We start from the raw sequence: 26,441 nt of genomic DNA on the forward strand, positions 1-26,441 counted from the left end.
ACATGTTGTCTTTTTATCTAAAAATGAATTTTTTAGCCATTTTAATTTCTTTTTTAATTCTATTACCTTGACGAGCTCGTTCCCCGGATTAAAGCAGTTCTGCTGGTTACCTGTCCGATTCATATCTGAGTTTTTTCATTTCAAGCCCGCTGCTGCAGTATACAAAAACTTCCAGTTCGCATTCCCCTTTAAGGAATTCCCGCATTCTGCGGTCATATATACTCTGGACGTGTTTTAAGCGGTTCTTCCTGAAATGAGTTCCCACAACTTCGAAAAAGTCAATCATCTGTTTGAGATAAGCTTCTTCATAAACCCTGGTCTCCCTTCCAATTGCTTCACACGTCAAATTGCCGAGTTCTGAATTATAGCTCCCATGCTCGTTTAAGCCGCTTATCTGCCGCCAGTCTACTTTTCCTGTTTCATCGGCTTCCCTGTGAAGCATGTGGGGATATACCCTGCAGATTGAAGGGCGGCTCTCATAAATTCTGCACCTCTTATTTTCCAGGAAAATGCAGGAACCATCAGGTTTTGTTTTCAGGGCATAGCCTGAAACGTAGAACCTGCCGTTCTGGTCGCAAAACTCGTAATATGGGGCAGGAGTGATGGCATCCGGATCGATTTGCTTTATTATTTCCAGGTCTGAATCAAGCAGAAATACATGGTCGTTAAACTCTTTAGTGCAGCAGCGGGCGCAGAGTTCACACCTGAATCCCAGTTCTTTGATTATGCCGACAAATTCAGAGTCCGGGAAGCTTTTTAAGTCCCTAAGTTCTTCTCGCACTTCGGCAAGCCTGGTTTCAATAGGATTATTTTTTACGGAAATCACCTTTTCAGAAAAGAATAATGAGGCATTTGTCCTTTTATTCGTCAATTCCTTTTATTCGTCAATTCCTTCTATTTATCTATTCCTGCTATTCATAAAACCTCAGCAGGAAACCCCAGGGTCTTTAGTTCAGGGGTAGTTGACTCTTTTTCTGGTATCATCTAAGGTACCTGTACATTTTTAAGTGGATCTATACGCATTTTCCAGAGGTTGAATTATTTATATCTTACGCATATCTCCACATTTTATGCCTGGATTTCGGTCAATGTCCATAACATTTAATTACTAGCATTTCTCTCTATAACAAACTCAAGGCTTGATGAAACTCATAATTTCTTACTTTCATGCTTTAAGGAATATCAAACATTCCAATTAAGATCATTGAAATATTACGATTTGACAGATCCTCGAATCAAAATACCTTTTTGCTGAAACATTGTGGAAGGAAAAAGCTGCGGCAAACAGCAGTGGTCGGCGATAAGGCAAATGTGGTATGTGAATAAATCACTTATAAAATGGATCTATACGCATTTTCCAGAGGTCGAATTATTTATATCTTACGCATATCTCCACATTTTATGCCTGGATTTCGGCCAATGTCCGTAACATTTAATTACTAGCATTTCTCTTTATGATAAACCCAAGGCTTGATGAAACTCATAATTTCTTACTTTCAGGCTTCAAGGAATATCAAACATTCCAATTAAGATCATTGAAATATTACCGATTTGACAGATTCTCGAATCAAAATACCTTTTTGCTGAAACACTGCTGAAGGAAAAAATCCGCGGCAAACAGCAGTGGTCAGCGATAAGGCAAATATGGTATGTGAATAAATCACTTATAAATTTAAGCAAATTCAGAATATATTTAAATCAAAATTAACGAGGAATGATAATGGGCAAAACCGGCAGCATTGATTGGGTAAAGGTAAAAGGCAGAAAAGGCAGAGTAATTAAGGTTCAGAAATCGAAAGCTCAGAAAGCACACCCCGGACCTTCACAGCGCTTCACCTCTTCAGGTCATAAAAGGCGCTTCATAAGAAGATCTGCAAAAGCCCTTGTAAAGTGATTTTAAGGGCTTTTCTATTTTACCATTTTTTTTTAGTTATATATTTTAAGTTACTTCATATTCTTTTTTAAATCCGTTTATCCGGGCTATTTTACTCCAGGTAGCCAGATTTCTAAATGGTGTTTTAAATTCGCTGCTCTAACAGCTGATGCTTTAAACAAATAACTTAAAGCCGAGAAAATCCCTGAAACAACCATAAAACAATCTTTATAATCTGCCCTAAGTAACCTCTTCCAGGGGATATCTTCAAAATCAAAGCCTGAGGGCAAGATATGCGATGCTTACACCCAGAAGGCAGAGCATAACATTTAGACAAATATTGAGAAAAAATGAAACGTTTTGCCCATCCTCAAGTAGCTTGAAAGTCTCGTAGGCAAAGGTGGAGAAGGTTGTAAAGGAGCCAAGAATTCCTATGTTTAACAGATATACCATGGATTCGGGCTCAGAGGAAAAAGTTAAGAGCGCAAGCACTATGCTGCCCAGAAGGTTTACTGTCAGGGTCCCTGCCGGAATATTCCGGATTTTTGGCACGCGGCTTGAAACCGTATAGCGGAGAGATGCCCCTATAAAACCTCCAGTGCCTATTAAAAAGAGTTCTCCGATACCCGAAACTGGAAACATTTCTCAGATCTCCCTGCTTGAGAGGGCTTTTATAACACTCCTGCCGAAGAATACGCCTGTAAGGGTAAGAAAGATATTGGCACTGATATTTCCAAGGGCTGGAATGAAAGGCATGCTGAAAGACTGGACCGCAAATGTGGAAAAAGTTGTAAATGCTCCCATAAACCCTGTGCCAAATGCAATCCTTCCTTTAGGACCTATGAAACCCAGGTACTCAGTGTCGTACATTATCATGCCCAGCATGAAACTCCCAAGTACGTTTACAGATAGGATGCCAAGCTGCCCTTCCACAAGTTCGCAGAGCAAAAATCGGCAAATGGCTCCAAGAAAGCCGCCGGCTCCTATTAGAAAAATCTTATCCATTTCTTTATCTGGAGAGGGCATTTTTTTCACTTATATTATCTAAAAATTGGAGTAAGGGACAGTTTTTTCCAGTCCCAATAGCCCGTGGTAGTATAAAATTTTATTCATTTTCAGAGAGTGAAAAAATACAAAAAGCTAGCCTTATCCGTTCTGTATATCAATTTCACTCGATCAGGAAAACATTCACTTCCTGTCCTTCCTCATAGCCTTCCACGTGCTCAGGCACGAGCACATATCCGTCAGCCTTCGCAACCGAACTCAGGACTCCTGCCTTTCCCGTAAGCGGGCGTATCATGTCCCCTTCAAAAACGACGCGGATGAAATTAACATATCCTATTTTTGAACTTATTTTTGCAGCCAGGCGCTTTCTAAGGACAAATTCCGGTACTTCTGGTATAGAACCCAGCTTTCGGATTCCATGGCGGACAAAAAAGTATAGAGCAACAAGCCCGGCAACCGGGTAGCCCGGAAGGCAAACCACAGGAGTTTTACCTATGATCCCAAGGGCTACAGGCTTTCCAGGGCTGAGGCCGACCCCGTGCACAAGCAGTTTTCCCAGGGACGCTACAACCTCAGGGGAATGGTCTCTTTTACCAACCGAAGTCCCGCCTGAGAGAAGGATCATATCGGCGTCCAGGTTTGCTTCCACCGCTTCTTTTATGCTCTCAGGACGGTCAGGCACGATCCCTGTAAATCTGGGAATTCCGCCCCATCTGTCCACATAAAGGGCAGTCATAAGCCCGTTGGTCTCAAGCACCATTCCCGGTGGAGGGACTTCTCCGGCAGTCTCACGACTTACCAGCTCATCGCCAGTGGGGATGACTGCAACCACCGGTTTTCGGAAGACCTTCGTCCTGTCCAGTCCGAGGGATGCAAGTACTGCAGCGTCACAGGGGCGAAGGAGATGCCCCTCCTCAAAAACCAGATCTTCTCTTTTTATGTCCTCTCCAATCTGCCCGACGTTCCTTCCCGGATAAACCTGAGCCCTGATCTCAACCATGTCCCCTGCTGCAACAGTGTCCTCAACCATTACAACCGCATCGGCTCCTTCCGGCATAACGGCTCCGGTATGAACCCACATAGAAGTCCCTTCCTCTATACTGTCAGAAAGCTGTAAGAGCACGGGATTTGCAGGGGAAGCACCTGGAGTATCGGATGCCCTGACAGCGTATCCATCCATGGCAGCACGCCTGTAATGAGGTACATCTCTTCCGGAAACTACAGCTTCTGCAAGTACCCTGCCTGCACAGGCTTCAAGTGGTACTTCTTCTGTGTGCCTGAGAGGGGAAATACTTTCAAGGAAAAGCCGTAAAGCTTCATCAACTGAAGTGCGTTCTTTAAATATCCTGCCCATATACTCACCCCTTAAAAAATTAGCCTCCTGAAACGGGAGGTAGAACCCCAATTTCATCCGAGTCCTTTAGAAGAGTATCAAGCCCTTCCAGGTGCCGGACATTGTTTCCGTTGACCAGGACATTAATTGAGCCGCAAAGGACCGGGGTCTCGCTTTTTTCATCACTTTTGTCATCGCTTTTTTCAAAAATAAGGTTTTTTAACTCCGGATGTTTGTCGGTGAGGGATAACAGGACATCAATGACCTTTTCTCCGGAAAGCAGGAGTTCCGGTGTGCCTGCTGCCTCACGCAGATTTGCAAATAACTTAATTTTTACTTCAGCCATGAGAAAGACTATTTCATCCTATTCCTTAAATATACCTATGCCTTATAAGGAACAGCCATCACCGGCAGGTTTGGGAAACAATGCAGCAAAGTCCAGATTCTGACCCCGTAAATTCACCGAAGCTCTCTGATAAAAAGTACAGGCTTTTCGGGCTTCTGATCGTTTTTTTTGCCCTCGCCCTCAGACTATTTGAGCTTGGAGAGAGGGTTTTTCATCATGATGAAAGCGTACACGGCAGTTTTACCCTCAAACTGCTTGAAACCGGGGAGTACAGTTATAATCCAGCCTACCACGGCCCCTTTCTTTTCCATTCTACTGCAGCTGTCTTCCATTTCCTGGGAATAAACGATACAACAGCTCGCCTGGTCCCGGTCTTTTTCGGAGTGGCAACTATTCTGTTGCTCTTTTTGCTGAAGAAAGAATTGGGAAAAAGCGGAGTGCTCTGGGCAATGTTTCTGCTTGCATTTTCTCCAAGCATGGTCTACTTCTCAAGGTTCTTCAGAAATGATATGATAATTGTGTTTTGCACTCTGGCTGCTGTTGCAGGTGTATTCCGCTATCTCGACAATATTCACAGCTCAAAGCGGTACCCTTACCTTATCCTGACAGCTTCCTCCCTTGCCATTGCCGTAACTGCAAAGGAAAACGCCTACGTTATCATACTTATATTCGGAGCTTATGCCGGGATGGGCTTACTATACTGGATTCATTCCAGCTGGAAGAGAGAAAACCTGAGTTTGCAAAAGACCCTCCTCCGCAAAGCTTCGGTACTTTTACCCTTCCTCCCTGAAATTCTTCTTTCAGGGGCGCTCTCCATTTTCATTATAATGTTTTTTTATACAAGCCTTTTCAGGAACGATATTTCCCTTTTCTCAATCGTAGAAAGGGCTTTTACCCACTGGCTGGCAATGCACAGGATAGAGAGGATCGGAGGTCCATTTTATTATTATATCCCCATCCTTTTCAGATACGAGATTCCGGTTATACTCTTTGGGACTGCAGGATTTTTCCATTTTCTGAAAAGTAAAGGTCGAAATGTTTCATTTTTCCTTTTCCTCTGTTACTGGGCATTTACCAGCCTTCTGCTCTATTCCTACCTTCAGGAAAAAGTTCCCTGGCTTGTTGTACATATTGTCCTGCCCTTTGGAATCCTGGCAGGAGCTTATCTGGGAGAAATATTTTCCCGGAATAATGAATATGTAATGCCGGAACAGGAGCTTCTGGAAGGAAATCTAAGCCCTCTGACAAGGCCAAGGCCATCTTCTCGGGCAGAACATGCCGGAAAAGCCCGTACTTTAACAGCAGGAATTCTGGCGCTCGCCCTGCTAATTTCTCTGGGCCAGTGTATCTCGGTAAATTACTACAGGAGCATGGAGCCGGCAGAGCTGATGACGTATACACAGGCTTCTCCGGATATTCGAGAGCTCATGGAAAAGATAGAAGGTCTAGACCGAAGGCCTGAAAATCTAAGGCTTTATGTGGTTGACCCGAATAAGTTGTACTGGCCCCTGCCCTGGTACCTGGAGGACTATGAAAAAGTGGGGTATTCTTCAAAACCTCCTGCAAGCAGTAAGTACGATGCTATTATTGTGCCCATGTCCTATGACATGTACAGGGAAATCCCTAAAGAAGAGTACTCCTCTTACAACTTTACCCTGCGCCCGGGAAGAGATTTCACCCTCTATTATAAGAACAAACTTGAAAAGACCGGATAAACCCCATATACAGAGAAGAAAGTATCGGAAAACACAAATAATATGTAAAAAGGGGAGAGTTCTATAAATGGGGGCTGGTTATGGACAAAATATTCGCTCTGGCAAATAATCTTGCAGGAAGAAACTCCTCTCAAGGAAGCAGCAACGAAGAGAGGGAAGAAAAGGAAAAAGGAAAAGATAAACAGCTGGAAAAGGTTTCTGAAAAGGAAGGAGAATTACCTGATTCTCTTGAAGGGTTTCCGGAAGCTGGTCCTCAATCCGAACAGATCGTCGAAATTTTTGAGCGTTGCCTCTGGATAACAATTAAAGAACTTATGACCAGAGAAGTGGTAACAGTACAGGAAGACACTCCTCTGGAAGAAGTCTTTTCGCTTTTTGGGAAGCTCCCCTACCATACTTTCCCGGTAGTGAATAAGAATAATGAGCTTGTGGGAATTATTGATCTTGACATCGTTCTTGAAATCCTGCTTTTGTGCCTGGTTCCCAGAGCAAAACATACCCCTCTTACAGCTATAAGGTCTCTTGGAGGAAAAGCGGGAGACGTAATGATAACGCATCCGGTGACAATTTCTCTTAACGCTACACTCAAAGACGCTTCGGATCTTATGATGAAGCACAGGTTTGACCGCGTATGCGTCAGCGAAAATGGAAAACTGGCAGGAATTATCTCCAAGAAAGATCTCGTAAAGGAGATTTGTAGAAGAAGAAAGAAGGAAAGAATAGGGGACGAAAAAAGAAAAGGATGAAAGCAGGAAAATTAAATTGAGAGATAAAACAGAGGCTAAAGTAGAGGGGATAAATCCGGAAAATTAAATCGAGAGATTAAACGGGGAACAAAACAGAGGGATAAAGCCGGAAACTGAAATTGAGGGATTAAACGGAGAACAAAACAGAGGGATAAAGCTGGAAACGGAAATTGAGATCTAAAAAGCTCTGGATAAGTCCTGAGAAAAAGGAGTTTGGGGTAAAAAAGCAAAGAGTGGGGGACTAACAGCAGTGAGTGCTCTGTTTCAGATACTATTCCTGATTTTCAGTGTGAAAATTCTGGGTGAGGTGGCAGAAAGAGTAGGTGTCCCCTCAGTCATGGGAGAAATTCTGGCAGGTATCTTACTTGGAGTGCTTTTTCTTAACGTAGAAACCGGAGTAATTACTTTCTTTGCCCAGCTTGGGGCTATTTTTCTGCTTTTCACTGCAGGATATAAAGAAGTGAGCTTAAGGGACCTGAAACCTGCAGCGCTGGCTGCTCTTGTCCCTACACTTTTTCAGGTCGCCTTTGCCTTTGCTTTCGGTTTCTGGCTTGGAAATATCTTTGATTTCAGTTTTCTTCAAAGCCTCTTTATGGCAGTTGCTTTCAGCCCTACAAGCATAGGAGTGGTGCTCAGGGCCCTTATAGACCTGAACTACCTTTCCACCAGGCCAGGGACAGTAATACTCTCCTCTGCAATCCTGGACGATATTATAGGGATATTTCTACTCTCTGTGGTGGTTACCTTTTCCCGCTTTCACCGCGTGCCTTCGGTTCTGGGCGTTCTTACGATTGCAGGAAAAATTCTGCTTTTTCTGCTGATTATGTATATCCTCGGAAAGTATCTTTTTCCCAGGCTTTTTGTCTATGCTCAGAAAATGCATGCAAAAGAAGCAGTATTTTCCTTTGTGGTTATGGTAGCCCTTTTTTCTGCCTATCTTGCAGAGTTTTTTGAGCTTCATGCAACAATAGGAGCGTTCATAGGAGGGATCTTAATTTCGGAAATTCCCCTTGCCAAAATCCAGGACGTGCAGAGCAAAGTAGAAGGACTGGCTTACGGGATTTTGATCCCTCTTTTTTTTGCATTTATAGGCCTTTCAATTGACCTGTCCACCCTGGGAAACACAGGCGTTTTTGCCCTCCTGGTTGTCCTCTTTGCCCTCTCAGGAAAGCTAATAGGGGGTTTCATAGGGTCAAAAGCCATAGGTTTCGATTTTTATGAAAGCCTTATCTTCGGGATAGGAGTCATGCCCAGGGCAGGGGTAGAACTTGTGGTACTGACCATAGGCAGGGAACTGGAGATTATCAACCAGGAAATATTTTCGGGGATAGTGCTTATGGTGGTTGTATCTATTCTGGTTTCACCTCCGCTTTTGAAGTTTGCGATTAAAACTGAAAGAAAAAAGAAAACCGATGATAGGATAAGGGCCTGACTGCTTAATTCTGGGATTCTGAACAGGGGAATGACTTTTCGGAACAGGGGAATGACTGTTTTTATCCGGAAAAAGGAACATGGAAATGACTGCTTGAATCAGAGAGCCGGACAAACTCAATTCACTTTTTGATCAGTGGGCTCTCCTTGCGTTCAGGTACTTTACAATCTCCATCGAGATGAGTGTGGTGGAAGCTAAAGCGAGTATGATTCCCCACTCAGAAAATGAAAGGGGAACTGTCCCGAAAGCAAACTGAAGGAACGGGACGTAAACCACCATCAACTGCAGAATCACTGTGGTCAGGACAGCGTAGACCAGAGGCTTGTTTGTAAAAAGTCCCAGAGAAAAAACCGAATACCTGTCAGAACGCCAGTTGAAGGCGTTGAACATCTCTGAAAAGACCACAAGTGTGAAGATCATAGTCTGCAGTTTCGAAATGGGAAAACCGCTGTCCAGAGCCCAGACTAATACTATCAGTGCCTGCGAGGCTATAAGCCCTCCCAGCCCCAGTCCGGCAGCGACTTCACGGCGGGTGATAAGCCCTTCTTCAACGTTCCTCGGCTTCTGTTTCATAAGCCCCCTGTCAGGAGGTTCAACAGAAAGAGCCATAGGAGGGAGACCATCTGTAATCAGATTGATCCACAGGATCTGTACGGCAAGCAAAGGCAGGATCTGCCAGCCCAAAATTGCTATGAGGACGATCAGGACTTCCCCTATATGGGCTGTGAGCCCGTAGGTGATGAAATTTTTGATATTTTTAAATATATTTCGTCCTTCTTCAACTGCCGAGACAATGGACGCAAAGTTATCATCGGTCAGGATCATGCTTGAGGCTTCTTTGCTCACATCAGTGCCTGTAATGCCCATTGCTATGCCCATATCCGAAGCTTTCAGGGCAGGAGCATCATTTACCCCGTCTCCGGTCATCGCCACAACATGGCCCTTCTTTTTTAGAGCTTCTACTACCCTCAGTTTATGGGCAGGGTAGACCCGGGCGTAAACCGAGACCCTTTCAACTTTGTCTTCAAATTCACTCTCTTCAAGGCTGTCAAGTTCAGAACCAGTAAGTGTAAGGTCGTTTTCTTTCAAAATCCTGAGTTCTCGCGCAATTGCAGCTGCTGTAACTTTATGGTCTCCTGTTATCATTACAGTCTTGATGCCGGCATCCTCACAGGTTTTGATTGCAGCTTTCACTTCTTCCCTGGGAGGGTCTCTCATGCCAATTAACCCTGAAAAGACCATGTCTTCTTCGATCTTCTCTACAGGGATTTCCCCGAACGAAACTTTTTCGGGAGAAAAGTTTTCTTCAAGCGGGCGGAAAGAAATGGCCATAACCCGCAGCGCTTGGTCAGCAAGCTCCTTAACCTGCTCGGAGATCTCCTGTTCGTGCTCGGGGGTTAAAGCTTTCATTTCGCCGTTGAGGAAAGTCTTCGTACACGAGGCAAGGATGACCTCTGGAGCTCCTTTTGAAAAAGTCACAAGCTCGGAATCAAAAAAGTTACCCGGATTGTCCTCCAGTTTATTGAAGGTAGTCATTCTCTTACTTTCGGAAGAGAAAGGGATTTCTCCAAGCCGTGGATATTTCCGGTCAAGCTCGGATTTTTCAAATCCAGCCTTTGCCGCAGCGACTACAAGAGCTGCTTCTGTCGGGTCTCCTGTAATTTTCCATCCGTCTTCTTCTTCATGAAGGTTTGAATCGTTGCAGAGAGCAGCCCCAAGCAAAAGAATCCGAAGATGTGTATTGTCCTCCGGTACTTCTGAATCTCCTATTTGAAATTTTCCCTCAGGGTTATACCCGTTTCCTGTGACCTTGAGGGTCTGCCCGTTAACATATATCTTTTCAACCGTCATTTTGTTCTGAGTAAGTGTGCCCGTCTTGTCAGAACAGATAACATCTGTAGCACCTAGCGTTTCTACGGAAGGCAGTTTTCTTACAAGGGCATGCCTTTTGACCATGCGCCTTACTCCAAGCCCGAGCCCTACTGTCACAACCGCAGGAAGGGCTTCAGGGATAGCGGCAACTGCAAGCGCAACACCCCAGAGAAACATGTCAAGAGGGGGAAAGCCGGAAAATACACCGAGCACTGCAACAAAAGCTACAATTACAAGAGTTGCCCCGCCAATCAATCTGCCGAATTTATCAAGGCTTTCCTGCAGAGGGGTTCTGGACCTTTCTATTGTCCCGAGAAGCCCGGCAAGTTCTCCAAAAGAGGTTTTCATGCCTGTTGCCGTGACAACAGCCCTTCCTCTTCCATAGGCAACTGCAGTCCCTGCATAGACCATGTTCTTCCTGTCAGCTCCTGGGGTGTCTGCAGGCAGGGAACCGGTAATTTTCTGGACAGGCACGGATTCCCCGGTGAGCGAGGATTCGTCCACTTTAAGGTTGAACTCTTTACTTATCCTGGCATCTGCAGGAATGCGGTCCCCGGTTTGAAGCAGAATTATGTCCCCGGGAACCAGTTCTGTTGAGGGGATTTTTTTTTCGGTCCCATTTCTTATTACAACTGCTTCCGGAGACGTCATGGATTTGAGAAGCTCAATAGCTTTTTCAGCTCTGTACTCCTGCACAAAACCGAGAACTCCAGCAAGAAAAACAGTAAATAAAATCACTATTGCATCAATGGATTCCCCAAGTAAAGCCGAAACAATGGAAGCAATTATCAGGATAAAAATTAAAATACTTTTAAATTGTGAGAGGAAGAGGCGAAAGACAGAGATTTCTTCTTTTTCTTTAAGTTCGTTTTTCCCATACTCTTCCAGTCTTTTTTCAGCTTCTCCGGAGCTCAGCCCTTCCTCTGATGTCTTCAGCTCTTCAAAAACCGAGCTAATTTCCTGATCGTAGTACAACCCTGACCCTCGTCTTTTTGTAACCCGATAGCTCTGCACTCAGTATGTACTGTGCTATAATATAAATGAGTTTAATGTATATATAGCGGTTAGACATATCGATATGCAAAGGGGTTTTTATGTAATTTGCAATTCTACAAAACCTTTCCTGGAAAAAATATGTGGGGTCTATCTGTTTCTTTAGAATCTATCTGTTTCTTTAGAATCTATCTGTTTCTCTATCTAGAAATTTCAAGGTTGTAAATGCCAATTCTCAAAAATTAACTTAAAAATTTAACGAACAGAGGGAAAAATATACATGAAGATAGTAATTATCGGAAGCGGACTTGCCGGTTTGTCAGCAGGTCACAGGCTCTGTACATCTAACGAAGTAGTCGTTTTTGAAAAAGATCCGGATATTGGAGGAATGGCAGCAAGCTACTGTCTGGAACACTCCGGAATAAAATACTTTATTGAAAGGTACTACCACCATATATTCAGGAGTGATTCGGAACTTCTTGCCCTTATAAGGGAACTTGGGCTTGAAAAGCAGATGCTATGGCTGGAAGCAAAAAACGCCTATTTCGTGGATGGTAAGAACTATCCTATGAACACCCCTCTTGAGATCTTACACTTTAGCCCTCTTTCTATTCTTGACCTGGTAAAACTTGGCCTGCTGGTCTTCAGGATAAGACTGATAAAAGACACGGCGCCCTATGATCAAATAAAGGCAAAGGACTGGATCCTCGATACTGCAGGAAAGTCGGTGTATGAAAACTTTTTTGCTCCCCTGATGAAAAGCAAATTCGGAGACAATGCCGAAAACGTTTCTGCTGCCTGGCTAATCGGGCGGGTGAAAATAAGGTCGGATAGGGGAAAAGAAGGAGAGAAACTGGGGTACATGAGAGGAGGTTTTAACTCCCTTATAGAAGCCCTGGCAGGGGAAATAACTGCAAATGGGGGAGAGATCCAAACAACTAAGGAAGTAACGGAAATTGTGATCAAAGGCAATGCCGTACAGGGAGTGGTAGTTGGCGGGGATTTTATAGCCTGCGATGCAGTTATTTCAACTGTAGAACCAATGGTACTGGACGCAATTACCGGAGGCAAGCTTGGAGCCCTGCATAATTCCTTACAAAATATCCGTTATCAAGGGACAGCGTGCGCTTTGATCGGGCTTGACAGAAAGCTTATGGAAGATGGGAATTACTGGTTGAACATAAAAGCCGATGTGCCTTTTGGAGCCGTAATCGAGCACACTAATTATTTGCCTTTTGAAGATTATGGTGAGCATCTGGTCTATGTGACGTCCTATTTCCAGGACGAAAAAAGTGCTCTCTGGACGCAAAAAGAAGAACAGGTCATTGATTCTTATCTGAGAGGGCTCGAAAAAATGTTTCCCGGATTCTCAAGAGAAGGGGTTCACTGGACGAAACTCTACCGTAGAATAGATACCGCTCCTGTATACGAACAGGGATACCTTAAAAATGTGCTTCCTTTTGCTGCAGGCCCATCCGGACTTTATCTTGCAGGTATGTTCTCATCAACCAACTATCCGGAAAGGAGTATGAACGGCTCGGTAAAAGCCGGGTTTGAATCGGCTGAACTGCTGATCAAAGAAAAAGGAAATTAAACTCAGGTAAAAACTAAGTTAAGACATTCATTAAGTTTATGGTCTATATCCGGGTGGGGGAGCTGTTTCCAAATCTATTAACTAAAATAATTATACAGAGATGAAATCCGGATATAAGAACATTTTGACTCAAACAGTAGTTCTGATTTGCTGTAGTTCCGAATGACTACTTTCACTCATTTTTAATTTTTCCATAATTGTTCATAAGAAAAGTCTTCGTTTCATCCATCCTGAATGTATAATCGAAACCGAAGAAATTCCGTTATTGCTGGAAATAATTGTCGAACAGCCTGTTTAGGGCGGAGTGGCCGCGTGCAATTTGATTTATCGGTACTTTAGCAAAGACCTCTTCCCCGGGCCTGGATAGGGCTCGGGGACATCTTCGTACTTCAGAATCTCCGGTCCGCCAAACTCATGAATCCTTACCACTTTAATATTTTCACCTCTAAAAAAGGTCTCTTTAACCGTGACTCGTATTCATCCTATCCTGTCACGGGCATCCCCCTTTATGTGTTTACCTGTAAGAACCTGAGCCAGGGCTAAAGGTTCTGGCATCCCGGGTTTTCCATGACCTGAGAACTCATCCCCGCAGCATAATTGCTTTATTTTGCTTTTTACGCATCTCTCAGGTTCACTCTGCATTGCGTACTTATCCACTCCCTCTATTTCCAGTAGCGTGGGTGAATCCCGCTGGGTATCCCGGATTTAAATAATAATCAAAATTATCAACCACGCCATCCCTGTATTTTCCGTCATTACTGCGGTTTATCTCTCCTTCTGTCAGGTCCGTTGGCAAATCTCCGGCTGCAGAACCGGAATTTTCCATACACTTTATCCAATCTATGTTTGCAGCCGGAAGTACAATAAATAGAATGAATACTAATAGCAGCAAAGCTCTCTTACCCATCAAATTAACTCTCCCCCCATCTATTTATATTTCGATTATTCTATTTCAATTATTCCTGTTTTTCTAAAAGAATGTTTAAAACCCTGGACTTCTCTAACTTTTTAGTTAAATTCTATACTTTAAAAGAAGAAGCTAAGGACCGGAGTTTTGCGGGCCTACATTTGCTACGTCGCCGATTCTGGCTTTTTGTTAAGCTAAAAATTAATCAAAAATAAGGCGTTTTCTTCAGTAACTTTTTCAAGGCTTTTTTCCTTTTCCCGTTTTAATCCCGGTTCACTCATTCAGTAAACGTTTGTCCCTTTATTTCAGTCGAATACCCCGCTAGCTTGCTGCGGGGTGCGCTAGCGCAATTTTGATTTATTCGGCTTCTTTGAGCCCTTGCCTGAACCGCAGGACTGCTGCATAGACAAGCGTAAAAAACCCGGTTGACATGATCAACCCGTTGGCAACAAATGCCCCTTCTCCCGTGAAAGGCTCCCCATTTGGACCCCTCCTATAAAGAGCATGAGGGATGCAAGGATAGGTGTAAAAAGCGGGATTCTCCCCATCGTTTCAAGAGCGTGAAGGTAATCTTCGGATCCCATAAGTTTAACTCTATCTTCCCAACCTTTAATTTTTCCATGTAGAGTCTCGCCTTCGGGGTTCAGGTAAGTAAATGGATCGAATTTAGGATGTAATTTTGCTGGAAACGTCGCCATTTGTAACAAATTTACACAAAATCAATCCTGATTGATGAGGAAATGAAGTATTCAAATACCCAACTTCCTAACATTTGAGTTAATTTTATATAACTGTACTATTTTTTAACATACTAATTAAATTTCAAATATTCGGTGTCCAGGCTTAAAACATTGTTCTTATATCCATGAGAGCAGCGAGGTAGCCGTGTTAATTATTCGGAGAACAGTGAAATTGGAAAATTTTCCGTGAGTGTCTGGTTTTTCAGGTCTTGATCTCAAAGACCTTTCTAAAATCTGAAGTTCATAGGTAAATCAGCCTCACTATCCTAACAGGACTGTTTTCTTGATCGTTTTGAGGTCACCTGTAGCGCTTTAGAGAAGGTCTCTCCCCTAAATCTCTGAGATCCGACTATTAATTCCGATAATTGTCCGAAAAATAGGTTTCGTTACAGAATTCAAGAATTTTGTTACGGAGTTTACCATGTATCAAACAAAAAGAAAAAGCATAATCGTTTTCATAGCAGTTCTCGCGTTCAATCTCGTGATTACAGGAAATGCAGCAGCTATCGCAATTACGGTAAATGACAATACAGGTCTGGCTGCTGATTTTACATCCATTCAGGCTGCAGTAAATGCTGCAAATCCAGGCGATGAAATAATTGTCAAACCAGGCATTTACGAGGAAAATATTGAAATTACCAAATCTCTGACCATTCTTTCCGAATCCAGCAACTCTTCAGATACAATCATTCAGGCAGCTGATAGTTCTAAAGACGTTTTCGGTATCTGGGCAAATGAAGTGAGCATTAAGGGCTTTAGCATAAGAGGATCGGACTCAGCTGCCGGGATTCACTTATATGGAGTTGCTGACTGCCGCATTGAGCATAATATACTCTCGAATAATAGCTGTGGCATCGATTTTTACATGTTTAGTTCAGGTAACACTCTGATTGATAATGATGTTTCGGATAGCCTGACAGGCATCAGCCTTGGTGACAGTCAGAACAATATTCTGAGAAATAACTCAGTTTCATACTGTAGCAGTGGAATTTCACTTTTTGATTCTCCTGGCAACACACTGGAAAATAACACGGTTTCGGAAAATGACGGGGGTATTTCTCTTACAGGTGTGTCAAACGGTAATGTTCTGGTCAGCAATACTATAAAGTCTAACACAAAAGTGGGCCTGCAAATCTACGAAACTTCCAGTAACCTCATTTATAACAACTATTTTAATAATGCAGTGAACGTGGAATCTGAACTGGCCGCAGGGGAAAATCTCTGGAATACAACGAGATCCGAAGGCACTAATATTGTAGGCGGGTCTCACCTTGGTGGTAACTTCTGGGGAAGACCTGACGGAACTGTCTATCCGCTGGGTGGCAGGGATACTGACCTTGACGGCATCTTTGATTCCATGTATGATATTGAAGGCAGCGGAGTCATTGATTATTTCCCGCTCAAAGAATCGAAGTCCACGGTAATTACCGTAAGCAACAGTGCAGACCAGGCTGCAGATTTCACCTCCATCCAGGCTGCGGTATACAGTGCATATCCAGGGGATACTATTCTTGTTTATCCGGGCATCTATGTGGAAAACGTAGAAATAAATGTAGAAGACCTGGTTGTTGTTTCAGCATCCGGCAGCCCTTCGGATACCAGAGTTCAGGCAGTCCGCAGCTCGGAGGATGTTTTCTTTGTCACAGCCGATGGAGTGGTGATTAGTGGGTTCAATGTTACAGGAAACATAAGTTCCTCCAATTCCGGAATTCACCTTTATGGGGTTGAAGATTGCCGCATTGAAAACAACGAATTATTTAACTATCAGGATACTCTTCAGAACTCTGTCGGGAACTATATTCAAGGAAATAATTTTATCTTAAATCCGGGATTCGGCATCCGTCTTGATTTCTCAGGCAACAACACTCTTAGCAACAACATAGTATCATATAGCAATGCCTGTATCCTGTTGCGCAGCTCAAACGAAAATATACTTTTTAATAACAGGGTTTCCAACAGCAGTTACGGTATCTGGGTGGATTCTTCCCTCGACAATGTACTGGAAAATAATGCTGCAGCAAACAATAAGATCGGTATATATCTGAAAGCTTCCAGCAGAAACACAGTTTCCGGCAGTACGGCATTTGATAATTCCGGGTCCTGTATCAATCTGTTGGACTCAAGCGAAAATACGTTAAGTAACAATACAGCCTCAAACAGTAGCAATGTCTGTATTATTTTGCATAACTCCAGCGGAAACATCCTTGGCAATAACAAGGTATTTAACAGCAACTATGGTATCTGGCTGGATTCGTCAAGTAACGGTAATACTCTGAATGAGAACAGGGCGTCATATACTAATAAAGTGGGTATTTACCTGAAAGCTTCAAACGAAAATGTACTTGACAATAATATGGCATTAAACAACAAGAAGTATGGTATCAGTCTATGGGATTCTACTGCAAACGAACTGGAAAACAACACCGCTTCTTACAGTGAGGTCTCAATCCTTCTGCATAACGCCAGCAAAAATGTGCTTTCCAGCAATACAGCATCTGACAGCAGTTATGGTTTCTGGCTTGATTCTTTTAGCAATGACAATATACTGAGTGACAGCAGGGCACCAAACAATAGAATTGGCATCTACCTGAAAAGCTCCGGCAAAAACATTCTGATTGGCAACAGTATTAATTTAAATTCAAAGTACGGTATCTTTCTTAACTCTTCCGGCAATAATACGTTTAACAGCAATATAGTGGATTCGAATTCAGGATATGGCATTTGCATTCTTGACTCAAATAACAATATTATCTATAATAATTACCTTAACAACACGAAAAATCTATATTCCGAAGGAAAAAGTTCAGGCAATGTCTGGAATGTAAGCAAAAACTCAGGCACCAATATTGTTGGAAAATCTTTCCTGGGTGGGAACTTCTGGGCTTCACCTGAAGGGAATGGTTTCAGTCAGTCAAATCCAGACGCCGATGGTGATGGCATTTGTGAGACAGCTTACGATATGGGTAAAGGAAACATTGATTATCTGCCCCTTGCAGGTTCTTTTTAATGTTCCTTTTCCAATTCTCTTTTTTACTCTTGTTTTATCTGATTTTATCTGATTTTACTCCCGATCTTCCTCAAGGAACTTCTGCAGCCATACGATATCAAAATATTTCCCATATTTAGTTCCGACTTCCCGGAACTTTCCGCATTCAATAAAACCGTGTTTCAGATGAAAGTTCAGGCTGGCTTCATTTTTTGAGGACACATTTGCAAGGAGGCTTTTCATCTTTTTTTTGCTGGCTTCCGTACAGAGTTTGTCCAGCATCCCGGACCCAAGGCCTTTTCTTGTGTGCCCTGGCAGGATAAAATAGGAAACCACACCGGTGTGCCGGAAATTCGGGAATGGAAAATATGGTCTCAGGGCTCCGAGTCCTATTATTTTTCCCATTTCTTCAATAACATAAAAAGGAAAATGCTCATTTCCATCCTGCTCATTTTGACTCTGAACAGCTTGAAAAAACTCGGGGCCAACCGGAGTTTCGATATACGCTGCAAAACTATTTTCAACGTAATAGTTAAAGACCTCAAGCATTCCGGATATATCTTCGGCTGTAGCTTCTCTTATTAAATACTTTTCGGAATATTTGCTTCCTTGCATATATAAGTAGTCTGAAAATCAGTATTTAAATTTATTTGGTCAGTCCCTGCATTTCCTTGAATAACAGATTATATGCCTGAAACTTTGCATCAAATAGAGATTTATTTCTCCACCTCCTTATTTTTTATTCTACTTAGAGCTGCTTCTAATAGTTCTCCTTTAAATAATACGAGTCGTTGCTCCACGTTTTTTTTATTGGTCTGGATTTACTTTGGCTATTTGTCATGATTTATATTTATAATTAATTTTCAGTGCGAATATATTTATATACTTATGCTATTCTACTATTTCCTGCAGGTAATTATACAAACCCTATCCTGCGTTTCAGACCGGATTTTGATTGTTTTAATGGGACATCAGAGTTCAGAGTGCTGAGATAAAATTATTTTTCAACAACTCAGACAAGATCCAGCTCTGAGAGTAAAAACAAGAGAAAAGGAATTTTCTCAATATATTTCTAAGAAGTGAAAAATAGATGTTCCTGAATGAAAACCGAATTGTAGAAAAAATCTGTGAACTTCCGACTAAACTTGGAGACATCTCCGAAAGCATCTTTGGAGGCATTAGCACCAAAAATGGGTTGCTGCACAGGCTTGCAGTTCCAGAAGGAAGCGATTCTGACTCGCTTTATCTTTGTGAAGGCCTCTGTAAACCCGTAATTTTAGAGCCTGAACTTATTTATCCCTACGTCTCAGGCGCATTTTCCGAAAAATTTGCATTTAACCCCTCACCTTATCGTTTTATGCTGCCTTATGAGCTGTCAGACAAAGGCAACAGGAAGGAGGGCAGAATAATCCCTCCAGAGGATCTGAAAGTCAGGTTCCCTATGGCATACGGGAGAATCCTGGAATTCAAAAATCAGTTCGATCACGATAACTCTCCTCTTGACTCCGCAGACTACTATAGTGTAAGGGGCAAGAAACTTCTGGAGTACCTTGGCACTCCGAAAATCATTGCTACCGAAGGCTACCGTTTGCAGGCAGCCTACGACGCTTCCGGAAACCATGTATTTGAGGGCGGCTGTGGTATTGTCCTTAAAGAACCGGAAAAATACCCTTATGTAACTGCAGTCCTTAACAGCCAGATTGCCAGACTTTTTCCAGCAGTTTGCGAGTCTGAGATGGTGTACTCAAGCTCTGTAACCCCTGCAGTAATGAAACGCTTCCCAATTGTATTTCCTGAAGACAGGCTGACTGAGGACCTGATCACTACTATTTCCGGCTATCTCATGTTCCTTAACCGGCAGAAATATGCAGCAGGAAATGGTGTTGCGGGCTGGCTTGATGAGCTTACGGGCTTTTATGAGCAGATTTCAAACCTTCTGGTTATGGATGCCTACTTTGAAGATGGCATTGACCCGAAGCTTCTGAGTGCCCTTGAAGATAATATCCACCCATATGCAGGAGATATGGAATCTGAATGCAGTGAAAGCCTTCTGAGTGTACTCTACTACATAAAGCAGAAGATTTTCGAAACCTCTAACTTTAAAAAGTATGCATTTGATGCCGAATTCTCTGGAGTTCTTAGTTTTCTCTAATAAGTAGGAAATCTGAATAACTTCTATTTGAGGTTATTCAGAATCTCACTTTTACTCTTTTCTCTCAAGCATTTTCCAATATTTGACCTGCTATTTTTTAGATTTGACCCTTTATCCCAAAAATATTTCGCATACTATGTTAGCTGGGATGATCCTCTATTGTGAAACTAAATGCTAAGAAGATCAGATGGATTATCAGTCAAAAGAAGACGGAAGAAAGAATAGGCATAAAATTCTCTGATGAATTTGTGTTTCGAACTGAAGATGCTTTGTCAGCATTTAATCCAGAGGAAATCTCCGAGAAGGCTATTTTAGAATTTTGTTAAGCTCAGGTCCGGGCTTAAACTGTTCCTGACAGTAGCTGCGTGGTAACTACAACAGGAACTGAGATAAATTACTTTTGTTGTACATGCAATTTTTTCCGTACCTTCTTTTACCACTAAACAAAAGTTCTTATAGTCTATATTTGCTATATTAAAACGCAGTTTATTAATTTTTGAATCACTGGGCAATAAATACAAATAATATTATATATTTTGCACACACGAGACTGCATATAATATAACCTTTAACGCAAATTTCGAAAATCATTAGGAAGAGGGGGGCAAATGGAGAGGTCATATCAGATAAAAATATTTCTTTTCATGTGCTTGATATTAAATTACTCATGTACCGGAGAACTCGGAGTTTCCCGGGACACAAACAGTTCAAAAACTCTCACCAATATTAATCAAGGTAATATTCTACTTTTCACGGGCAACTATTCAGAGAATAATGGTGTTCCTGGAAATGCCTTTGTCGCAAAACTCCAGAATGGGACTTCCGATATACTGTATTCAACAATTTACGGGATCCATGAATCAAAAGTCATTTTTGATAATTCCTCGATGAGGTTAAAATATACAACTACAAGAGACTGCTCTCCAGTTTCTTACTTCATACTTCCGGTTGTAGATCCCATCACTAATTTTGGAACAGATACATATGTAGGATATTTCAGGAGCTCTTCAAAGACATTCAATTTTTGTAAATGTGCTTCCATTCCATTGATTCACTATCTTGAACAATCGAAACAGGTAGGATCACTTTATATCTGCGGCTTTACGCCGATGGCCAAATGCACTTATCAAATTTCAATGGATATAAATACGGACGACCCTGAAAGTTTCGTTGAACTCAATAGTCCGGGTTCAAGGATGATAATTACCGAAATAGGTAACAAATCCGTCCTAAAAAGCTATTACAAAAGTCCTTCCGGCGAACTTAAATATGAAACCATATACCTGAAAAATGCCGGTGATAGATCTGATTTCAAAATAATCTTTGACGGGTACAACAAAACAAATACTATCGCCATAAATGATGGCACATACATAGTAACTCCATTTTATGATCTTGAGAGGCAGAAATTGCCTTATGTGGATTTCTCAAACGGGTACATCAAGTTCACGGGCTTTGTCATCGGAAAAGGAACATTCCTTGATGTGAATATACATAGCATAGACCAGTATGCGGACAGAAATTTCATAACAGCAATTGGAGATAACAGAATGCTTGCCTTTGGACTTGATGGGCCGCATCCGAAAAATACGACGGGGCAGGGCATCAACTACCTTAATAGCAGAGGGGATAAAGGCACAATATGGTTTGATGTAGGACTTCTCAAGAAGTGCAATGAAACGGAAATTGAATACCTGCGGGGTCTGGTGGAAAACGATTCATGGGATACTGGCATACATTATTCCAAAGAATTGACCCTCCTTCCCCTCGAAGAAGCATACAGATTAATGGATGAGGAGTATTGGTACGTCTATGAAACAATAGGGGAGAAGCCGACAAACTGGTGTTCTTTGAGAAATAGTGATAACATTACACACGCAATTTATGCATATGAAAACCTGGGAATGGTCTGGAGAAATGGAAACTCGGGGGTTCATGCTGAACAAAGTGTCGGAAACCTGGACGACGATACCTGGGGATGGTGGGAAACAGCATCATCAGCCGGAATGGCATATCCGGTTTTTACCCACCAAACCGATAAAGACCCTTCTATAAAGTACTCTATAAGCTACCCAAAATTCCAGGAATGGGCTGACAACTACGATTCAAATAATGTATCCATAGTGTCGTTTTACGAATATTACATGGTAAATAGCAATACCTACGATGCATTTTTTGATTCTCTGGAATATAGGGATGATTATTTCACTTTCAAGGCAAACACAAATGGTGCCCGCGCACTCATAAATGTAAATATAAGTGCCGGGGACAACACGCAGGTCTACGACAATGCCTCGGGTGAATTCCTCGGTTACAAGGTCGAAGGGGATGGATCAATCACATTCCAGGTTGAAAATAACCACACTTACAACATACATCCGGAGGGCACGGAACAGTGATCATTTCACTAGAAACAGAAATAACAATGGATGTTTGTTTTTTAAAACAATTGTGATTTATTCCAAAATCATTTCCCTTTTTTAATTTTTTTTATTGAGGTTGTATATCGGATATAGTTGTATATCGGATATAGTTGTATATCGGATATAGTTGTATATCGGATATAGTTGTATATCGGATATAGTTGTATATCGGATATAGTTGTATAACGGATACAGACGACTCACTATTCTACTTCTACTTTGTATTTGCTTCATGTATTGAACTCCCCAATGGTTTTGAATCTGCAAAAGCATTTCCGGGTACAATACTTTTAGATTTTTGTGAAATGTTTATATACATTGACCTTTTCTAACCCACGGGGTAAAAGTCTCTCAGGGCAGAATGCCAAGTTTTCCAGTCGGAATCACTGAGACCGTAAAAGGTTCAGATCTTTGCTGTTCAGAAGGATTAATTTCCCTGGCTCCTAATGCTGCGGGAGCATGAATCTTAATCCAGGCAGATTATTCCCCTCCTTAATGCTCGAAAATTTTAACGAAAAACGATAGTCCTGAGAGAATTTTTAGCCTTTACAGGTCTGGATTAAAGGAGCCACTTATTAGAAGTTAATATGTATGGTCCAAATCCTTCCGGGTTTTTTATCTACGAGAAATGCATTTTCCGTTAACCCTTTTGTTTCCGGGATCAACTCTGAATGATTTTTTTTCTGGCGGGAATAAATCATTTTCTGATTAAGGATAAGTCTATTTATAGAAAGGATAAGTCTATTCATAAATAAATTCCACGATTATAACGAAGTGAAACCTATCATGTTCTGGAGCAAAAACAGTATTATAGAAAAAGTTAGCAAGATTTCGAACACCCTGGATGATATTTCAGCAGATATTTTTTGTGGGATAAATACTGACAGCGAATATCTGCATAAGTTAAGCCTTTCGGAAAATGACTCTCCTGAAAACCCTTATAAATGTATGGGCCTGAACAGGGAGATCAATCTCGAACGAGAACTTGTATATCCGTTTATAGACAGTGCCTTTTCTAACGAATATGCGGTTCACCCATCTCCTTATTGTTTCATGCTGCCTTACGAAATTAAAGCCGATGGTCTGAGGAAAGGGTGTCGACTCCTTGAACCTGAGGAATTGAAGGAAAGGTATCCCCTGACATATGCCCGGATTACGGAGTTTAAAAACAATTTTAAGCACAATTCCACATTTCTTTCTTCTGCAGATTACAGTGTTGGAGACTGCAAACTGCTGCAGTACATCAATATCCCGAAAATTGTCGTTTCGGATCATTACAGCTTGCAAGCTTCTTTTGACGCAGCAGGAAACAATCTCTTTGAAAAAGGTTGTGGAGTCGTACTTCAAGACCCTTCCAGGTATTTTTACGTCCTCGCTGCACTTAACAGTTCAATTTCAAGGGTCTTTTCCGAGATCTGCCAGAATGACAGGCTTTACAATGGGAGCCTGAATCCGGGAGTTTTAAGGCGTTTCCCTATTGTTTTCCCTGAAGAGAAAAACCTTGAATCTCTGATAAGCACACTTTCCAGCTATCTGACCTATATTCACGGACAGATTTACCGGACTGCTTCTCCTAACATTTCCGGAAGTGAAGACTACGAGCTTCTAAAATTCTATGAGAGAATCGTAAATCTCCTTGTGCTGGACACTTATTTTACAAAAGATCTTGATCCCAGGTTCCTGGAAATCCTGGAGGAAAATATCGTGCATTTCGGAGAGTATCCAGAAGGCGGAAAATCCGGATTCTCCGGTTTTGAAGATTCAAGATGTTTTATGAATGAGCTGCAGGCTGTAAAGCAGAAAATCCTGGACACTCCTGATTTTGGGAAGTGCAGGTTCAACAGTGAATTTACCAATATCCTTGCAACTCTTAAAAACAATGGTGTCTGGTAAGCAAATAAATCGCAATTATCTGGAGTTTTCCTTTAAGGATCTCCACCTTTTCTGTCAGGGTCCGGGTAATATAAATTTTATATTGAACCCTCCCAATATTTATTTCTAAGAATTTTATATCGTGGACAGTATAATCGTAATCTTATTTCTCTTTGCTTAAATACATAAATTTATATAGATAGTCTTTATGTTACTATTAAAACGTCTGGTGTTTTTTACTTCTATTTCCTGACTCTCCCCATTCGCTTAATAATAATTGTAAAAAGGAAGGTCGTCTTATCAGCCTGCAAATACACACCGTTGCGTTTCCCTATATGGGGGCATTAATTTTTTCAGGGCTTATATCCACTTTGCTTGCAATCAAAGCATACAAAGCCTTTAATTACCGCAGTTTGCCTTTTGCAAAGCATTTTATATTAATTATGCTTTGCATGGCTCTCTGGTCCGTGAATTACGCTTTTGAAATCGGATTCCTGGATATTGAGTTTAAGTATTTATTTGCCCATCTCCAGTACCTGGGGATCGCCTTTGCTCCTGTAGCGTGGTTTTTATTTGCAGCCGAATACTCTGGGGTATGCAGGCAGTTTGCACGAAAGTATGAGAAACTGCTTTTTCTTTTTCCCTGCCTTGCAATTCTATTGATGCTTACAAACAGTATCCACGGGCTGTACTTTGAAGGTTTCTATCTTGATGCTTCAGGAGGCTTTCCTCTCCTTGTACTTAAGCATGGGCCATTTTTCTGGTTTTTTTATATCTACTCCTTTGGTTTGATCTTCGCAGGAATCTTTTTCTTTTTCAGGCAGTTTATCCACCTTACCGCACCTTATGGGACCCAGGCAGCCATTGCTCTTACTGCAGCTTGTGTTCCGGTGATTGGAAATCTACTTCACATAGCAAATATCGGGCCCTTTGAATTTTTTGATCCGACTCCTTTTTCCTTTGCAATAACCGGTTTGATTCTCTTCTGGGGCACAATCCAGCATGAGTTCCTTAACATTATTCCAGTTGCCAGAGAGAGTGTGATAGAATCCATGAATGACGGGTACATTGTTGTGGACTTTTCAAACTCTATAGTGGATATTAATAAGGCAGCACTTGAACTCGCCGGAAAAGTAAGAAAAGAGGTCATGGGAGAAAACTTAAATGGCATTTTCGGAGAGGGAGTGGAGATTTTTGGTGATTCGCCTGAGGGAAGTTTCGGCAGGGAAATTTCACTCAAGAGCGGTTTGGAAACAAGGTTCTTCACTGTCAGTGTCAGTCCCCTTATGACAAGGGATGATGCAGAGGGCAAGTTGGTAATGATCCATGATATTACGGAGATACATCGGTACCAGGAAGCTTTGAAACAGGCAAACAAGAAGATAAACCTCATGAGCAATATCACCAGGCACGATATTCTCAATCAGGTGAATGTACTTTCAGGGTATACCGAGCTTATCTCGGAAATGCTTCCTCCGGATGTAAAAGGAGACCGCAGGATCTCAAAATACCTCCGAAATCTTAACAAAGGCATTGAAACAATCCATAGCCAGATCATTTTCACAAAGGATTACCAGGAACTCGGAGTTGTTTCCCCTACCTGGCAGTCTATAAGCAACATTGCAAAAGAGGCGGCATTTGCCTTTTCCGGGCAGGGATTAAAGTTTTCCATAGAGGATAATGGGCTTGATGTATATGCCGACCCCCTGCTCAAAAAAGCTTTCTACAACCTGTTTGACAATGCAAGAAATCATGGAGATCACGTCAGCGAGATTGATGTAAGCTCTCATATAGTCGGGGAAAGTGTTGTAATCGAAGTAAAGGATAATGGCATAGGGGTCTCTCCTGTCATGAAAGAACTTATTTTTGAGAAATCCGTAGGTAGAAATACCGGGCTTGGTCTTTTCCTCGTCAGAGGCATACTTTCCATTACAGGCATGGAAATTAATGAAACAGGAATCGAAGGAGAAGGCGCAAGATTTGAAATTAGCGTTTCACCGGGAAACTGGCGCAGATCCTCTTCTGAGGGCGGACCTCATGAAATTAAGCAGTACCTGAATAAGCCATAAATACAGTTGAAAGGACCAGAATTAAGGTTGCAACAACCACGGCGATAAGTAGCTTACTTTCTTTTTTGTTCCTTTTCTCGGGTCTGGTCCCAAATTCCAGGACAGTTCCTAAACTTACTCCAGCTCCAATTCCCATTGCAATGCCTATAGCTGCCCCTTCCGCAATACTATCCAGCGCAGGTCCAAGAATAAAAGCTCCATAAAGGCTTCCAAGGGCGGCACCTATGGCAAAGGCTAGTATCATCCACTGGTTTTCTTGCTTATGATCATTCTGTTTTCCCATCTTCTTCTCACCCGTTAACTTCTACCTAATCTCTGTGAAGTTTTTTTAATTTATATCTTTTTATATCTTCTTCTTAGTATATTATAAAATAAGTAAATAT

21 protein-coding genes are annotated in these 26,441 nt (G+C 41.9%); 10 read left to right on the top strand and 11 right to left on the bottom strand.

Annotated features, from left to right (window positions below; translation table 11 throughout):
* Positions 1-106: 106 nt before the first annotated feature.
* A complete protein-coding gene (locus EO98_RS01015) occupies positions 107-826 on the bottom strand; it encodes a YkgJ family cysteine cluster protein (protein ID WP_048140897.1) in 720 nt (239 codons plus the stop codon).
* A gap of 894 nt (positions 827-1,720) precedes the next feature.
* On the opposite strand from EO98_RS01015, the gene EO98_RS18665 reads away from it, so the two are divergent.
* Positions 1,721-1,894: a DUF5350 domain-containing protein gene (locus EO98_RS18665; protein ID WP_162197365.1), complete on the top strand. Its 174-nt coding sequence runs from the start codon at positions 1,721-1,723 to the stop codon at positions 1,892-1,894.
* 252 nt (positions 1,895-2,146) lie between these two features.
* Here the strand turns inward: EO98_RS18665 and crcB (EO98_RS01020) are convergent, their stop codons facing one another.
* The 4 genes from crcB (EO98_RS01020) to EO98_RS01035 all read right to left on the bottom strand — a co-directional run bounded on the left by crcB (EO98_RS01020) (position 2,147) and on the right by EO98_RS01035 (position 4,557).
* Entirely contained in the window at positions 2,147-2,515 is a 369-nt protein-coding gene (crcB, locus tag EO98_RS01020) for a fluoride efflux transporter CrcB (RefSeq protein WP_048140854.1), read from the bottom strand.
* 3 nt (positions 2,516-2,518) lie between these two features.
* On the bottom strand, positions 2,519-2,899 hold the full coding sequence (gene crcB / locus EO98_RS01025) for a fluoride efflux transporter CrcB (protein ID WP_048140899.1): 381 nt from the start codon (positions 2,897-2,899) through the stop codon (positions 2,519-2,521).
* Positions 2,900-3,041: 142 nt separating this feature from the next.
* The gene (glp, locus tag EO98_RS01030; protein ID WP_048140856.1) at positions 3,042-4,232 is read right to left on the bottom strand and encodes a gephyrin-like molybdotransferase Glp; all 1,191 of its coding nucleotides are present in this window, start codon (positions 4,230-4,232) and stop codon (positions 3,042-3,044) included.
* Between the two features lie 19 nt (positions 4,233-4,251).
* Entirely contained in the window at positions 4,252-4,557 is a 306-nt protein-coding gene (locus EO98_RS01035) for a ubiquitin-like small modifier protein 1 (protein ID WP_048140858.1), read from the bottom strand.
* 80 nt (positions 4,558-4,637) lie between these two features.
* Between EO98_RS01035 and EO98_RS01040 the strand changes: the two genes are divergently transcribed.
* The 3 genes from EO98_RS01040 to EO98_RS01050 all read left to right on the top strand — a co-directional run bounded on the left by EO98_RS01040 (position 4,638) and on the right by EO98_RS01050 (position 8,450).
* Positions 4,638-6,272 (top strand): flippase activity-associated protein Agl23, encoded by a 1,635-nt coding sequence (locus EO98_RS01040; protein WP_048140860.1) that lies wholly within the window; start codon positions 4,638-4,640, stop codon positions 6,270-6,272.
* Between the two features lie 80 nt (positions 6,273-6,352).
* The gene (locus EO98_RS01045) at positions 6,353-7,018 is read left to right on the top strand and encodes an HPP family protein (protein WP_048140862.1); all 666 of its coding nucleotides are present in this window, start codon (positions 6,353-6,355) and stop codon (positions 7,016-7,018) included.
* A 250-nt stretch (positions 7,019-7,268) separates the two neighbouring features.
* Complete coding sequence (locus EO98_RS01050) at positions 7,269-8,450, top strand: cation:proton antiporter (protein ID WP_048140864.1); 1,182 nt, start codon at positions 7,269-7,271, stop codon at positions 8,448-8,450.
* A 132-nt stretch (positions 8,451-8,582) separates the two neighbouring features.
* Here EO98_RS01050 and EO98_RS01055 read toward each other — a convergent pair whose 3' ends face one another.
* A complete protein-coding gene (locus tag EO98_RS01055; protein ID WP_048140867.1) occupies positions 8,583-11,297 on the bottom strand; it encodes a calcium-translocating P-type ATPase, SERCA-type in 2,715 nt (904 codons plus the stop codon).
* 298 nt (positions 11,298-11,595) lie between these two features.
* Here EO98_RS01055 and EO98_RS01060 point away from each other — a divergent pair, with 298 nt between their 5' ends.
* The gene (locus EO98_RS01060) at positions 11,596-12,909 is read left to right on the top strand and encodes an NAD(P)/FAD-dependent oxidoreductase (protein ID WP_048140868.1); all 1,314 of its coding nucleotides are present in this window, start codon (positions 11,596-11,598) and stop codon (positions 12,907-12,909) included.
* Between the two features lie 477 nt (positions 12,910-13,386).
* On the opposite strand, the gene EO98_RS01065 is transcribed toward EO98_RS01060, so the two are convergent.
* From EO98_RS01065 to EO98_RS01075, 3 genes are all read right to left on the bottom strand, one after another.
* Positions 13,387-13,566 carry a hypothetical protein gene (locus tag EO98_RS01065; RefSeq protein ID WP_048140870.1) on the bottom strand — a complete coding sequence of 60 codons (180 nt, stop codon included), beginning with the start codon at positions 13,564-13,566 and terminating at the stop codon, positions 13,387-13,389.
* Entirely contained in the window at positions 13,559-13,816 is a 258-nt protein-coding gene (locus EO98_RS01070; protein WP_048135890.1) for a hypothetical protein, read from the bottom strand. The genes EO98_RS01065 and EO98_RS01070 overlap by 8 nt, the downstream gene beginning before the upstream one ends.
* 434 nt (positions 13,817-14,250) lie before the next feature.
* Positions 14,251-14,514: a hypothetical protein gene (locus tag EO98_RS01075; protein ID WP_048140872.1), complete on the bottom strand. Its 264-nt coding sequence runs from the start codon at positions 14,512-14,514 to the stop codon at positions 14,251-14,253.
* A 463-nt stretch (positions 14,515-14,977) separates the two neighbouring features.
* Here EO98_RS01075 and EO98_RS01080 point away from each other — a divergent pair, with 463 nt between their 5' ends.
* Positions 14,978-17,563 (top strand): NosD domain-containing protein, encoded by a 2,586-nt coding sequence (locus tag EO98_RS01080; protein WP_048140874.1) that lies wholly within the window; start codon positions 14,978-14,980, stop codon positions 17,561-17,563.
* A 54-nt stretch (positions 17,564-17,617) separates the two neighbouring features.
* On the opposite strand, the gene EO98_RS01085 is transcribed toward EO98_RS01080, so the two are convergent.
* The gene (locus EO98_RS01085) at positions 17,618-18,157 is read right to left on the bottom strand and encodes a GNAT family N-acetyltransferase (RefSeq protein ID WP_048140877.1); all 540 of its coding nucleotides are present in this window, start codon (positions 18,155-18,157) and stop codon (positions 17,618-17,620) included.
* Between the two features lie 475 nt (positions 18,158-18,632).
* Here EO98_RS01085 and EO98_RS01090 point away from each other — a divergent pair, with 475 nt between their 5' ends.
* The 4 genes from EO98_RS01090 to EO98_RS01105 all read left to right on the top strand — a co-directional run bounded on the left by EO98_RS01090 (position 18,633) and on the right by EO98_RS01105 (position 26,058).
* On the top strand, positions 18,633-19,694 hold the full coding sequence (locus EO98_RS01090) for a hypothetical protein (RefSeq protein ID WP_048140879.1): 1,062 nt from the start codon (positions 18,633-18,635) through the stop codon (positions 19,692-19,694).
* A 608-nt stretch (positions 19,695-20,302) separates the two neighbouring features.
* Positions 20,303-22,093: a hypothetical protein gene (locus EO98_RS01095; RefSeq protein ID WP_048140881.1), complete on the top strand. Its 1,791-nt coding sequence runs from the start codon at positions 20,303-20,305 to the stop codon at positions 22,091-22,093.
* A 798-nt stretch (positions 22,094-22,891) separates the two neighbouring features.
* Complete coding sequence (locus tag EO98_RS01100; RefSeq protein WP_156160977.1) at positions 22,892-24,010, top strand: hypothetical protein; 1,119 nt, start codon at positions 22,892-22,894, stop codon at positions 24,008-24,010.
* A 314-nt stretch (positions 24,011-24,324) separates the two neighbouring features.
* Positions 24,325-26,058, top strand: a complete 1,734-nt coding sequence (locus EO98_RS01105) for a histidine kinase N-terminal 7TM domain-containing protein (protein WP_048142993.1) — start codon at positions 24,325-24,327, stop codon at positions 26,056-26,058.
* On the opposite strand, the gene EO98_RS01110 is transcribed toward EO98_RS01105, so the two are convergent.
* On the bottom strand, positions 26,033-26,341 hold the full coding sequence (locus EO98_RS01110; RefSeq protein WP_048142995.1) for a hypothetical protein: 309 nt from the start codon (positions 26,339-26,341) through the stop codon (positions 26,033-26,035). The two genes, EO98_RS01105 and EO98_RS01110, sit on opposite strands and share 26 nt — an antisense overlap.
* Between the last annotated feature and the right edge of the window lie 100 nt (positions 26,342-26,441).

Origin of the sequence: Methanosarcina sp. 2.H.T.1A.6 (genome assembly GCF_000979455.1) — an archaeon.
Classification (GTDB): domain Archaea; phylum Halobacteriota; class Methanosarcinia; order Methanosarcinales; family Methanosarcinaceae; genus Methanosarcina.

Bases quoted from the DNA above. Each gene is read 5' to 3' on its own strand.
- EO98_RS18665 (WP_162197365.1), top strand. From the start codon at position 1,721: ATGGGCAAAACCGGCAGCATTGATTGGGTAAAGGTAAAAGGCAGAAAA.
- glp (WP_048140856.1), bottom strand. From the start codon at position 4,232: ATGGGCAGGATATTTAAAGAACGCACTTCAGTTGATGAAGCTTTACGG.
- EO98_RS01035 (WP_048140858.1), bottom strand. From the start codon at position 4,557: ATGGCTGAAGTAAAAATTAAGTTATTTGCAAATCTGCGTGAGGCAGCA.
- EO98_RS01095 (WP_048140881.1), top strand. From the start codon at position 20,303: ATGGAGAGGTCATATCAGATAAAAATATTTCTTTTCATGTGCTTGATA.
- EO98_RS01080 (WP_048140874.1), top strand. From the start codon at position 14,978: ATGTATCAAACAAAAAGAAAAAGCATAATCGTTTTCATAGCAGTTCTC.
- EO98_RS01085 (WP_048140877.1), bottom strand. From the start codon at position 18,157: ATGCAAGGAAGCAAATATTCCGAAAAGTATTTAATAAGAGAAGCTACA.
- crcB (WP_048140899.1), bottom strand. From the start codon at position 2,899: ATGCCCTCTCCAGATAAAGAAATGGATAAGATTTTTCTAATAGGAGCC.
- EO98_RS01075 (WP_048140872.1), bottom strand. From the start codon at position 14,514: ATGGCGACGTTTCCAGCAAAATTACATCCTAAATTCGATCCATTTACT.
- EO98_RS01040 (WP_048140860.1), top strand. From the start codon at position 4,638: ATGCAGCAAAGTCCAGATTCTGACCCCGTAAATTCACCGAAGCTCTCT.
- EO98_RS01090 (WP_048140879.1), top strand. From the start codon at position 18,633: ATGTTCCTGAATGAAAACCGAATTGTAGAAAAAATCTGTGAACTTCCG.
- EO98_RS01110 (WP_048142995.1), bottom strand. From the start codon at position 26,341: ATGGGAAAACAGAATGATCATAAGCAAGAAAACCAGTGGATGATACTA.
- EO98_RS01045 (WP_048140862.1), top strand. From the start codon at position 6,353: ATGGACAAAATATTCGCTCTGGCAAATAATCTTGCAGGAAGAAACTCC.
- EO98_RS01060 (WP_048140868.1), top strand. From the start codon at position 11,596: ATGAAGATAGTAATTATCGGAAGCGGACTTGCCGGTTTGTCAGCAGGT.
- EO98_RS01105 (WP_048142993.1), top strand. From the start codon at position 24,325: ATGGGGGCATTAATTTTTTCAGGGCTTATATCCACTTTGCTTGCAATC.
- crcB (WP_048140854.1), bottom strand. From the start codon at position 2,515: ATGTTTCCAGTTTCGGGTATCGGAGAACTCTTTTTAATAGGCACTGGA.
- EO98_RS01070 (WP_048135890.1), bottom strand. From the start codon at position 13,816: ATGGGTAAGAGAGCTTTGCTGCTATTAGTATTCATTCTATTTATTGTA.